The sequence below is a fragment of the Limimaricola litoreus genome (assembly GCF_024159025.1).
In the GTDB taxonomy this organism is placed as follows: domain Bacteria; phylum Pseudomonadota; class Alphaproteobacteria; order Rhodobacterales; family Rhodobacteraceae; genus Limimaricola; species Limimaricola litoreus.
Window position 1 is genome coordinate 1 of the sequence record NZ_JAMYXC010000211.1, and the last position, 11,747, is coordinate 11,747.

An 11,747-nucleotide genomic window follows, 5' to 3' on the forward strand; every position below is an offset into this window, starting at 1 on the left:
CCGACGCCACCACTGGCGAGGTGATCCAGGGCGACGACACGCGTGACACCCTGAAAGGAAATGGCAATGCCGAACTGCGCCGGGCGGGCCACGCTGTCGCATTCGACGCTCTGCCTCGAAGGGCTGTCCTCGGCCCGGCTGGGACGCGGCCCGGAGGGGGCGGAGCCGCTGGTCGAGGGGCCGCGCGAGGTGCTGGCGCACATGACCCGCGCCGACGGGGTGCAGCGCATCGAGGCCAGCCACGACGCCTGGCGCGCGGGTTTCGGCCTGACCCATGACCGGCGGCTTGGCCTCGGCCGGGGCGGCCAGGCGCTGGTGGGCGAGGATCTTCTGACCACGCTCGGCCCGGCCGACGAGCGCGCCTTCGACGCGGCGAGCCGCGCGGGCCCCGATCCGGGCGTGGCCTTCACCATCCGCTTTCACCTGCATCCCGATGTCGAACCCGAGCTCAACCCGAAGGGCGCGCAGGCGCGGCTGCGGCTGCGCTCGGGCGAGCTCTGGGTGCTGTCGCATGACGGCGGCGCGCGGCTGTCACTGGCGCCTTCGGTCTATCTCGAAAAGAGCCGCCCCCGGCCGGTGCCGACGCAACAGGTGGTTTTATCCGGCCGCGCGATGGCCTATGCGACCCTCGTCCGCTGGTCGCTCCTGCGATCGGGCGATGCCGTGCCGACCCTGCGCGATCTGTGGCGCGCCGGGGGTGATCCGGCATGAGACCGGCGGACCAGGACCAGGAAGGACGATCCATGACCTCGCTTGCCCCGCTGCGCCGCGCGCTGCTCTCCGTTTCCGACAAGACCGGCCTCGTCGAGCTGGCCCGCGCGCTCGATGCCCGCGGCGTCGAGCTGCTCTCCACCGGCGGCTCCGCGCGCACTCTGCGCGACGCAGGTCTGCCAGTGCGCGACGTGGCCGAGATCACCGGGTTCCCCGAGATGATGGACGGCCGGGTCAAGACGCTGCACCCGCGCGTGCATGGCGGGCTTTTGGCGGTGCGGTCGGACGACAGCCACGTCGCGGCGATGGAAGAGCACGCCATCCCGGCGATCGACCTGCTGGTGGTCAATCTCTACCCCTTCGAGGAGACGGTGGCGAAAGGCGCGGACTACGACACCTGCATCGAGAACATCGACATCGGCGGCCCGGCGATGATCCGCGCCGCCGCCAAGAACCACGCCGATGTCTGCGTGGTCACGGATGTCGAGGATTACGAGGCGCTGCTCGCGGAGCTGGAGCGCAATGACGGCCGGACCGATCTGCCCTTCCGCAAGCGCCTGGCCCAGACGGCCTATGCCCGCACCGCCGCCTATGACGCCGCCGTCTCGACCTGGATGGCGGGCGCGATCGGCGAGGAGGCCCCGCGCCGCCGCGCCTTTGCCGGCACCCTCGCCCAGACGCTGCGCTACGGCGAGAATCCGCATCAGAACGCGGCTTTCTACACCGATGGCACAAACCGCCCCGGCGTCGCCACCGCCGCCCAGATCCAGGGCAAGGCGCTGAGCTACAACAACATCAACGACACCGACGCCGCCTATGAGCTGGTGGCCGAATTCGGCGGCGATGCCCCCGCCTGCGCCATCATCAAGCACGCCAACCCCTGCGGCGTCGCCACCGGCGGCACGCTCAAAGAGGCCTATGCGCGCGCCTTCGATTGCGACCGCACCTCGGCCTTCGGCGGCATCGTCGCCCTCAACCGGCCCCTCGACGGGGCGACCGCCGAAGAGATCGCCAAGATATTCACCGAGGTGGTGATCGCGCCCGGCGCCGATGACGACGCCCGCGCCGTCTTTGCCGCCAAGAAGAACCTGCGGCTTCTGGTCACCGAGGCGCTGCCCGATCCGCGTGCACCTCGCCTTGCCTACCGGCAGGTCGCGGGCGGGCTTCTGGTGCAGGACCACGATTCGGGCTTCGTGACGCGCGAGGATCTCAAGGTCGCCACCAAGCGCGCGCCCTCGGCGCAGGAGCTTGACGACCTGATGTTCGCCTGGACCGTGGCGCGCCACGTGAAATCCAACGCCATCGTCTATGCCAAGGACGGCCAGACGGTGGGCGTCGGCGCGGGCCAGATGAGCCGGCTCGATTCTGCGCTGATCGCGGCGGCCAAGGCGGGCCGCATGGGCGAGGCGCTGGGCCTCGCGGACAGCCCGGCCAAGGGCTCGGTCGTGGCCTCTGACGCGTTCTTTCCCTTTGCCGATGGGCTGATGGAGGCGGCGGGCGCGGGCGTCACCGCCGTCATCCAGCCCGGCGGCTCGATGCGCGACGCCGAGGTGATCGCGGCGGCCGACGAGGCGGGTCTGGCGATGGTGCTGACCGGCATGCGGCACTTCCGGCATTGAGGGGCGCGTGATGCGGCTGACCCTCTGGACCGGATTTTGGGTGTTTCTCGTCGATCAGGCGACGAAATACCTCGTGGTGCACGCGCTGGGGCTGATGGACCGGCTCCATATGGATGTGCTCCCCGGCGTGCTGAGCTTTCGCATGGCCTGGAACAGGGGCGTCAACTTCGGGCTCTTCGCCGGATTCGACATGCGCTGGGCGCTGATCGGCCTGGCGCTGGCGATCTCGGCCGCGGTGCTGGTCTGGATCGCCCGCGATGGCGGCGGGCGCATGGCGCGGATCTCGGCGGGGCTCTTGGTCGGCGGCGCGCTGGGCAACGTGATCGACCGGGTGCTCTACGGCGCGGTGGCCGATTTCCTCAACCTCACCTGCTGCGGCATCGACAACCCCTATGCCTTCAACGTCGCCGACATCGCGATCTTCCTGGGGGCGGTGGGGCTTGTTCTGTTCGGCGGCGACAAGGCGCAGCCCCGGCGGCGGCCCGGCCCCGATGGCGCGGGCCCGCGCAGCAAGCGCGGCACAAAGAGCCCGTGACCCGGCGCGAAAGCTGCGCTAGGCAGGGGATCGGACGAGAGGGACAGGGACGACGCATGCGACTGGCACTGGCCGCGGGGCTGACCGCGCTGACACTTGCGGGCTGTGCGGGCGGCGACGGCTCGGGCGGGCCCGACGCTTCGCTCGTGGTGCCGCAGCAGCCGCTCGAGATACCCGCGCGGCTCGACCTGCCGCCGCCCGCGCCGGGTGCTGCGAACCGCGCCGATCCCGACCCCGGTGCCATCGCCCTGCGCCAGGCCACCGGCCAGACCGCGCTTCGGCCGCCCTTCTGATCGCTCGCGCCTGCTCACGAAGCCGTGGCGGCGCTTGCAGCGGGCGGTGCGCGCCGTAGGTTGGGTGCAGCGAAGGAGGCACCTCATGCTGCGCAGACTGGCCCTGGCCGTTCCTCTCGTGCTGGCGACACCGGCGCTGGCGATGACGGAGGCCGTGACGACCTACACCCTCGACAACGGGCTCGACGTGGTGGTGATCGAGGATCACCGCGCCCCCGTGGTCACCCAGATGCTGTGGTACCGCGTCGGTTCCGCCGACGAGCCGCAGGGCGCCTCGGGCGCGGCGCATTTCCTCGAACACCTGATGTTCAAGGCGACCGAGACCATGGAGGCGGGAGAGTTCTCCGCCACCGTCGCCGCCAATGGCGGCTCGGACAACGCTTTCACCTCGACCGATTACACCGCCTATTACCAGCGCGTCGCCGCCGACCGGCTGCCGCTGATGATGGAGATGGAGGCGGACCGCATGAACAACCTGCGGCTGACCGACAGCGACATCGAGACCGAGCGGCAGGTGATCGTCGAGGAGCGCAACCAGCGGGTCGAGAGCAACCCCGGCGCCTTGGCGCGCGAGCAGATGATCGCCGCGCAATATCTCAACCACCCTTACGGCGCGCCGGTGATCGGCTGGATGCACGAGATCGAGGGGCTAGGCCGCGACGAGGTGCGCGAGGTCTACGAGACCTATTATTCGCCCAATGACGCGATCCTCGTGGTCGCGGGCGACGTGGAGCCCGAAGAGGTGCTGGCGCTGGCCGAGGAACATTACGGCCCGATCCCGGCCGAGCCCGACCTGCCCGAGCGCGTCCGCCCGCAAGAGCCACCGCAGCGCGCCCCACGCCGCCTCTCCTATGCCGATGCGCGGGTCTCGCAGCCCTATCTGAGCCGCGGCTACCTCGCGCCAGAGCGCGACGCGGGCGATCAGGAGACCGCCGCCGCGCTGACCTATCTCGCCGAGATCCTGGGCGGCTCCTCCTTCACCTCGGTGCTGGGGGAGGCGCTGGTGTTCGAGCGCGACATCGCGCTGCACGCGGGCGCGGGCTATGACGGCACCTCGCTCGATGACACGACCTTTTCGCTGTCGGTGGTGCCCAAGCCCGGCGTGACGCTAGAGGCCGCAGAGGCGGCGCTCGACGAGGTTCTGGCCGGCTTTCTCGACACCGGCCCGAGCGAGGAACAGATGCGGCGCGTCCGCACCAAGCTGAAAGCCGCCGAGATCTATGCCCGCGATTCGGTCGAGGGGCTGGCGCGGCGCTACGGCGCGGCGCTGAGCCAGGGGCTGACGGTCGAGGACGTGGCCGCGTGGCCCGAAATCCTGCAATCGGTCACCGCAGAGGAGGTGCGCGACGCCGCGCGCGCCGTCTTCGATCCCGACCGAAGCGTCACCCTGCACGTCGTGCCGAGCCGCGAAGAGACAGTTGCCAGCCGCGAAGAGGCCTCCGAATGATCCGCATCCTGAGCCTGACACTCGCCTTTTGCGCCGGGATCGCCGGCGCCACCCATGCCGAGGTCGCGATCGAGATCGAGGAGGTGACCTCTCCGGGCGGCATCACCGCCTGGCTGGTCGAGGATCACAGCATTCCCTTCACCGCGCTGGAGCTGCGTTTCGAAGGGGGCACCTCGCTCGATGCGCCGGAGAGTCTCGGCGCGGTGAACCTGATGACCGGCCTTCTGGAGGAGGGCGCGGGCGATATGGAGGCGCGCGAATTCCAGGCCGCGCGAGAGGATCTCGCGGCGCGCTTTTCATTCGACGTGGGCAGCGACACGCTCAGCGTCTCGGCCCGGATGCTGAGCGAGAACCGCGACGCGGCGGTGGAGCTTTTGCGCGAGGCGCTGGTCGCGCCGCGCTTCGATCCGGTCGCCATCGAGCGGGTGCGCGGACAGGTGCAATCGATCCTGGCGCAGGACGCGCAGAACCCGCGCCGCCTCGCCAGTCGCGCCTTCTATGAGGCGGCCTTCGGCGATCACCCCTACGGGCGGCCCGACAACGGCACGTCCGAGAGCGTCGCCGCCCTCACGCGCGAGGATCTGCTGGCCGCGCATGAGGCGGCGCTGACCCGCGGGGGCGTGCATGTCGGCGCGGTGGGCGACATCACCCCCGAAGAGCTGGGCGCGCTGCTCGACGAGCTACTGGGCGATCTGCCCGAATCGGGACCCGAGCTGCCCGGCCATGTCGATTTCGGCCTCGCGGGCGGGGTCGAGGTGATCGACTATCCGACGCCGCAATCGGTGGCGCTGTTCGGCCAGCCGGGGCTCGAGCGCGAGGACGAAGATTTCTTCGCGGCCTATGTGCTCAACCACATCCTCGGCGGTGGTGGCTTCGAGAGCCGCCTGATGACCGAGGTGCGCGAGAAGCGCGGGCTGACCTATGGCATCAGCACCGATCTGGTGCCCCTCCAGAACGCCGAGTTCTGGATCGGCTCCGTCGCCTCGGCCAACGACCGCATGGCCACCGCGATCGAGGTGATCCGGGACGAATGGGCGCGCATCGCGCGTGAGGGCGTCACGCAAGACGAACTCGACGCGGCCAAGACCTACCTCACCGGCGAATACCCGCTGCGCTTCGACGGCAACGGCCAGATCGCGGGCATCCTCGTCGGCATGCAGGTCACCGGCCTGCCGCAGAGCTATGTCACCGAGCGGAACAGCTTCATCGAGGCGGTGACGCTCGAAGAGGTGAACCGCGTGGCCGCCGAGCGGGTCGACCCGCAGGCGCTGCATTTCGTGGTGGTGGGCCGCCCCGAGGGGCTGGGCGAGGCGGACGCCCCACGCGTGACATTGCCCGAGGTTGTGGTGCCCGAGGTTGTGGTGCCCGAGGTGGCGTTGGAGCCGCAGTGAGCCCCCTCGCGCCGTGCATCCGGGCCGTGCTAGTCTCGGCCCCATGACGCTGCAAGAGACCCAACCGCCCTCGCGCCCCGTGATCCGCCAGCTCGACGAGGCGGCGATCAACCGCATCGCCGCCGGCGAGGTGGTCGAACGACCGGCTTCTGCGGTCAAGGAGCTGGTCGAGAACGCGCTCGACGCCGGCGCGCGGCGGATCGAGGTCACCATCGCGGCGGGCGGCAAGCGGCTGATCCGCGTGAAGGATGATGGCTGCGGCATGACGCCCGACGAGCTGCCGCTGGCGCTGGCGCGCCACGCCACCTCGAAGATCGACGGCTCCGACCTGTTGGCGATCCACTCCTTCGGCTTTCGCGGCGAGGCGTTGGCCTCTCTGGGCGCGGTCGGGCGGCTGGTGCTCACCTCGCGCGCCGAGGCCCACGAGGCGGCGGCGATCCGGGTCGAGGGCGGGCAGCTCGGCCCCGTCACTCCGGCGGCGCTGGAGCGCGGCACTGTGGTCGAGCTGCGCGACCTGTTTCACGCGACGCCCGCCCGGCTCAAGTTCATGCGCACCGACCGGGCCGAGGGGCAGGCGCTGGCCGAAGCGCTGCGCCGGCTGGCCATGGCCGAGCCGCATGTCGCCTTTTCCCTGCGCGACGCGACCGAGGGGCGCGACCGCGAGATTTTCCGTGTCGATGCCGAGGCCGGCGATCCGGTCGAGGCGCTGGGCCGCCGCCTCGCGGCCATTCTGGGGCGCGAGTTCCACGACAATGCGCTGCCCGTCGACAGCAGCCGAGAGGGGCTGCACCTCACCGGTTTTGCCGCGCTGCCCACTTATTCGCGCGGCGCGGGCGTGAGCGGCCACGTCTTCGTCAATGGCCGCCCCGTCACCGACCGGCAGCTCACCGGCGCGCTGCGCGCGGCCTACATGGATTTTCTCTCGCGCGACCGCTTTCCCGCTGCGGCGCTCTTCGTCGAATGCGACCCGCATCTGGTGGACGTCAACGTGCATCCGGCCAAATCCGAGGTGCGCTTTCGCGACCCGCAGGCGGTGCGCGGGCTGATCGTCTCGACCATTCGCGCCGCGCTCGCGGGCGCAGGGCACCGCGCCTCGACCACCGTGGCGCAAGAGACGCTGGGCATGATGCGGCCCGGACCGGCGGTCGAGCGGGCGGCCGAGCGCGGGGGCGATGCGGGTGGTCTGATCGACGAGGAGGACCGCCCCGCGCGCGGCACCACGCCGGCGCGGGTCTACCAGATGGACCGCCCCTCCTTGCAGGCGATGCAGGTGGCGCGCAGCGGGCAGGCGCCGCTGGCGCCGGGCATGGGGGAGTCGAGCTTCGGCTTCGAGACGGCCCCGCCCGCGCGTCTGGCCGGAACCGAGGCGCCATCGGCGCGGGTCGAGCCGGAGATCGAGAGTGGCGCGGAATCGCTGCCCTTGGGCGCGGCGCGGGCGCAGCTGCACGGCAACTGGATCGTGGCGCAGACCGAGACCGGCATGGTGCTGGTCGATCAGCACGCGGCGCATGAGCGGCTGGTCTACGAGCGGCTGAAACGCCAGATGGCCGAGACCGGCGTGGCGGCGCAGGCGCTCCTGGTGCCCGAGATCGTCGATCTCGGCGCGGGTGCCGCGCGGCTGCTGGAGGCGGCGGAGGAGCTGTCGCGGCTGGGGCTGACCATCGAATCCTTCGGCCCCGGCACGGTGGCGGTGCGCGAGACGCCCGCCATGCTCGGTCGGATCGACGCGGGCGCGCTGTTGCGCGACATCCTCGACGAACTCGAGGATCTCGACGCCTCGACCGCGCTGCCCGCCCGGCTCGACGCGATCCTGAGCCGGGTCGCCTGCCACGGTTCCGTGCGCTCAGGCCGCCGCATGCGGGCCGAGGAGATGAACGCGCTTCTGCGCGAGATGGAGGCGACGCCCGGCTCGGGGCAGTGCAACCACGGGCGCCCCACCTATGTGGAGCTGCAACTATCGGACATCGAGAAGCTCTTCGGGCGACGCTGAGCTTGCTTGCCGGGCGCAGGCTCACGTCTAAGTGAGATTGAGGCGCGGAACGAGGAGCGGTGCGATGCGACTGGGAATGAAGATCGGGGGCGTCCTGGCGGCGCTGATGCTGGCGGGCTGCGCCGATGTCGAACGGCGGGTGATGCCATTGCTCGAATCGGTGGCGCTGCCGCCGATCGCGCCGCCGGCCTCGGATCTGCGCGCGCTGCCCGAGCCCGAGCCCTTTGCCGCCGAATACGCCGAGCATCCCTTCGAGATGGGGCCGATGTCGGTTATCGCGCCGGACCGGCGCGGCAAGATGGCGACATGGCAGCTGATTCCCTGCCGCGATGGGCGCGCCATCTGCGTCGATGGCCATGCGGGACAGCTTTCGGTGGCGGGCGAGACCTATGTGGTGAGCGGCGTGCACGGGATGAGCTTTCACCTGATGACCGGCGGCGGGGGCTTCGTCACCCGCTCGGGCGGCGGCAAGTTCGCCGACTGGCAGGCGCCGCTGGCCTGGGAGCATGTCCCTGCGATCGAACTTTCGGCGCTGCGCGAGGCGCGGGCACCGGCGGGTCGCGCGATGCCCATGAAGTGACGCATCGAGGGGTTTCGCCGGAGCGCGCCGACCGTTATGGAGGGGGCCGACGAAGCCCTTGGTGGCCGGAACGGTAGGCGGCGCGGCGGTCGACCCAGACAGGGGACCAAGGCGCCGCGTCGTCCTCGCATCGCCGCGATCCTCGCGGCGGGCGCCGGCCATTGCCAGATCGAGAGGTCCGCGATGCGCCACATTCTCCTGCCGACCACCGCCCTTCTGACCGCGCCCGGCGCGGCCCTCGCCCATCCCGGCCACATGGCCGATGTCGCCGGCCACGACCATTGGGTCGCCGGGGCCGCCATCGGCCTCGCCATCGCGCTGGGCCTGTGGGGCGCGCTCAAGGGCAGGCGCAAGGAAGAGGAGTCCAGCGAGGCCGAAACCGAGGATCAGGGCGACGAGGCCCGGGCGTGATCGCGCCCAAGACCAGCCCGGGCGCGAGCGCGCCCAAGACAGGCCCGGGCGCGAGCGCGCCCAAGACTGGCGTGATGATCTGCGGCCACGGCTCGCGCAGCCAGTCGGCGGTCGACGAGTTCGCGGTGCTGGCCGAAAAGCTGCCCGCCCTGCTGCCGCCCGACTGGCCGGTGGAATATGGCTATCTCGAATTCGCAAACCCGGTGATCCGCGACGGGCTCGACCGGCTGCGCGAGCAGGGCTGCACCCGCATCCTCGCGGTGCCGGGCATGCTGTTCGCCGCGATGCACGCCAAGAACGACATCCCGACCGTGCTCAACACCTATGCCAAGAAGCACGGCATCGAGATCATCTATGGCCGCGAACTCGGGGTCGATCCGCGCATGGTCGCCGCCGCCGCCGACCGCATTCAAAGCGCGCTCGACGCCAACCCCTCGGACGTGCCGATGCACGAGACCTGCCTCGTGGTGATCGGGCGCGGGGCGTCGGACCCCGATGCCAACGGCAACGTGTCCAAGATCGCGCGGCTCCTGTGGGAAGGCATGGGCTTCGGCTGGTGCGAGACCGGCTATTCCGGAGTCACCTTCCCGCTGGTCGAGCCCTGCCTCGAACATGTGGCGAAGCTGGGCTATCGCCGGGTCGTGGTATTCCCGTATTTCCTGTTCTCGGGCATCCTGATCGACCGCATCTACGGCTTCACCGACCGGGTGGCCGAGGCGCATCCCGAGCTGGAGATCGTCAAGGCGCCTTACTTGGGCGACCATCCGGAGGTGATGAACACCTTTGCCGAGCGGGTGACCGAGCTGGTGGGCGACGCCGTGCCGCCGACCTGCGGCATGTGCAAGTATCGCACGCAGGTCCTGGGTTTTGAGGCCGAGGTCGGCGCGGTGCAGGAGAGTCACCACCACCATGTCGAGGGGCAGGGGGCGAACGCGCCGGGCTCAAACGTTGCCGATTGCGCGCTCTGTGCCGATTTCTGCACCGGCATGTGCAGGCTCGATGCGCAGGCGCAGCACGACCATGCCCATGCGCACAGGCTGCCGCACGACCACGCGCATGACCACGGCCATTCCCACGGACACCATCACCATGGCCACGGGCACGGTCACGACCACGACCATCACCACGCGCCCTATCCGCAGGCCGATCACCCGCTCGGGCCGCTCAGCGTGCTGAAGTCGCGCAAGTGAGCCTTGCCTTTCCCCGGACATGCAGATCCGCCGGTGCCCACCGCGCGGCAAGGAGGGCCTGATGCGCCCCTATGAGACCGACCCCGCGAAGATCTATGCCCAGAGCTTCGCCACCGTGCGCGCCGAGGCCAAGCTCGACCGCTTCCCGGAGGATCTCCAGCCGATGGTGATCCGTCTCATCCATGCCTGCGGCATGGTCGAGATCGCGGATCGGCTCGCCTTTTCGCCCGATGCCATGGCGGCGGGGCGCGCGGCGCTGGCCGCGGGCGCGCCGGTATTGTGCGACTGCGAGATGGTGGCGTCGGGGATCATCCGGCGGCACCTGCTCGACACCGAGGTAAAGGTCACGCTCAACGATCCGGCCGTGCCCGGCATGGCGGAGGATCTGGGCACGACGCGTTCGGCGGCCGCGGTCGATCTGTGGCGCGCGCATATCGAAGGCGCGGTGGTCGCGGTCGGCAACGCACCCACCGCGCTGTTTCACCTCATGGAGCGGCTCGATCAGGGCTGGCCCAAACCGGCGCTGATCCTCGGCTTTCCGGTGGGCTTCGTCGGCGCGGCGGAATCCAAGGCCGAGCTTGCGGGCGATCCGCGCGGCTGCGAGTTCGTGGCGCTCAGGGGCCGCAAGGGCGGCTCGGCCATGGCCTCGGCCGCGGTGAACGCGCTGGCCAACGGCATCGCGGAGGAAAAGCCATGAACGCGGTCGCAGCATCCGAGCCCTGGCTCCACGTCGTCGGCATCGGCGAGGACGGGATGGACGGTCTTCTGCCCGCCACCCGCGCCGTGGTCGAGGCGGCCGAGATCATCTTCGGCGGCGAGCGGCACCATGAGCTGGCGGGCGCGGTCGGCGCCGAGCGCGTGGCCTGGCCCAGCCCCTTTGACGCGCTGATCGAAAAGCTCGAAAGCTACAAGGGCCGCCGCGTCGTGGTGCTGGCCACCGGCGATCCGCTGTGGTTCTCGGTCGGCGCGCGGATCGGCCGGGCGATCCCGGCGACGGAGGTCGTCTATCACCCGCAGGTCTCGGCCTTTCAGCTGGCCGCAGCCCGCATGGGCTGGAGCCTTGCCGATGTCGAGACGCTGACCGTGCATGGCCGCCCCGTGGAGCAGATGATCGCCTTCATCCAGCCGCAGGCGCGGCTGCTGATCCTCACCACCGGCTCCGAGTCGCCCGGCCAGATCGCCCGCTTCCTGACCGAGCGCGGCTTCGGCCAGAGCCCGATGACGGTGCTCGCCAACATGGGCGGCGAGGAGGAGGCGCGCTTCGACGGCGTGGCCGAGAGCTGGGACCACGAGGTGCCCGCCTTCAACACGCTGGCCGTCGATTGCGTGGCCGCACCCGACGCCGCGCTGATCCCGCGCGTGCCGGGGCTCGACGACAGGCTTTTTGTCTCGGACGGGACGATGACCAAGCGCGAGCTGCGCGCGGCGACGCTGGCCAAGCTCATGCCGATGCGCGGCGCGCTGCTGTGGGACGTAGGCTGCGGCTCGGGCTCGGTCGCGATCGAATGGATGCGCGCGGCGCGATATGCCAACGCCATCGGCATCGAGCCGCGCGCCGACCGCCGGGCGATGGCCGCGGC

At 70.6% G+C, this 11,747-nt stretch carries 12 protein-coding genes; all 12 read left to right on the plus strand.

Going from position 1 to position 11,747, the window contains the following annotated elements:
- Positions 1-66: 66 nt before the first annotated feature.
- Positions 67-711, plus strand: a complete 645-nt coding sequence (locus tag NHG85_RS13800) for a heparinase II/III family protein (protein ID WP_253333330.1) — start codon at positions 67-69, stop codon at positions 709-711.
- Positions 712-743: 32 nt separating this feature from the next.
- A complete protein-coding gene (gene purH, locus NHG85_RS13805) occupies positions 744-2,330 on the plus strand; it encodes a bifunctional phosphoribosylaminoimidazolecarboxamide formyltransferase/IMP cyclohydrolase (RefSeq protein WP_253333332.1) in 1,587 nt (528 codons plus the stop codon).
- A gap of 10 nt (positions 2,331-2,340) precedes the next feature.
- On the plus strand, positions 2,341-2,865 hold the full coding sequence (gene lspA, locus NHG85_RS13810) for a signal peptidase II (protein WP_253333334.1): 525 nt from the start codon (positions 2,341-2,343) through the stop codon (positions 2,863-2,865).
- A 56-nt stretch (positions 2,866-2,921) separates the two neighbouring features.
- Positions 2,922-3,158, plus strand: coding sequence for a DUF3035 domain-containing protein (locus NHG85_RS13815; RefSeq protein ID WP_253333336.1), 237 nt, complete (start codon positions 2,922-2,924; stop codon positions 3,156-3,158).
- 85 nt (positions 3,159-3,243) lie between these two features.
- The gene (locus NHG85_RS13820; protein ID WP_253333338.1) at positions 3,244-4,605 is read left to right on the plus strand and encodes a M16 family metallopeptidase; all 1,362 of its coding nucleotides are present in this window, start codon (positions 3,244-3,246) and stop codon (positions 4,603-4,605) included.
- A complete protein-coding gene (locus tag NHG85_RS13825) occupies positions 4,602-5,996 on the plus strand; it encodes a M16 family metallopeptidase (protein WP_253333340.1) in 1,395 nt (464 codons plus the stop codon). Before NHG85_RS13820 ends, NHG85_RS13825 begins: the two co-directional genes overlap by 4 nt.
- Positions 5,997-6,039: 43 nt before the next feature.
- Entirely contained in the window at positions 6,040-7,986 is a 1,947-nt protein-coding gene (gene mutL / locus NHG85_RS13830) for a DNA mismatch repair endonuclease MutL (protein WP_253333342.1), read from the plus strand.
- 64 nt (positions 7,987-8,050) lie between these two features.
- A complete protein-coding gene (locus NHG85_RS13835; protein WP_253333344.1) occupies positions 8,051-8,566 on the plus strand; it encodes a hypothetical protein in 516 nt (171 codons plus the stop codon).
- Between the two features lie 183 nt (positions 8,567-8,749).
- Positions 8,750-8,977: a DUF6732 family protein gene (locus NHG85_RS13840; protein WP_253333345.1), complete on the plus strand. Its 228-nt coding sequence runs from the start codon at positions 8,750-8,752 to the stop codon at positions 8,975-8,977.
- A 74-nt stretch (positions 8,978-9,051) separates the two neighbouring features.
- Positions 9,052-10,167: a sirohydrochlorin chelatase gene (locus tag NHG85_RS13845; protein WP_253333351.1), complete on the plus strand. Its 1,116-nt coding sequence runs from the start codon at positions 9,052-9,054 to the stop codon at positions 10,165-10,167.
- 61 nt (positions 10,168-10,228) lie between these two features.
- Entirely contained in the window at positions 10,229-10,864 is a 636-nt protein-coding gene (locus NHG85_RS13850; protein ID WP_253333347.1) for a precorrin-8X methylmutase, read from the plus strand.
- The coding region (gene cbiE, locus NHG85_RS13855) for a precorrin-6y C5,15-methyltransferase (decarboxylating) subunit CbiE (protein WP_253333349.1) at positions 10,861-11,747 on the plus strand (887 nt) is incomplete at its 3' end. The genes NHG85_RS13850 and cbiE, both read left to right, overlap by 4 nt.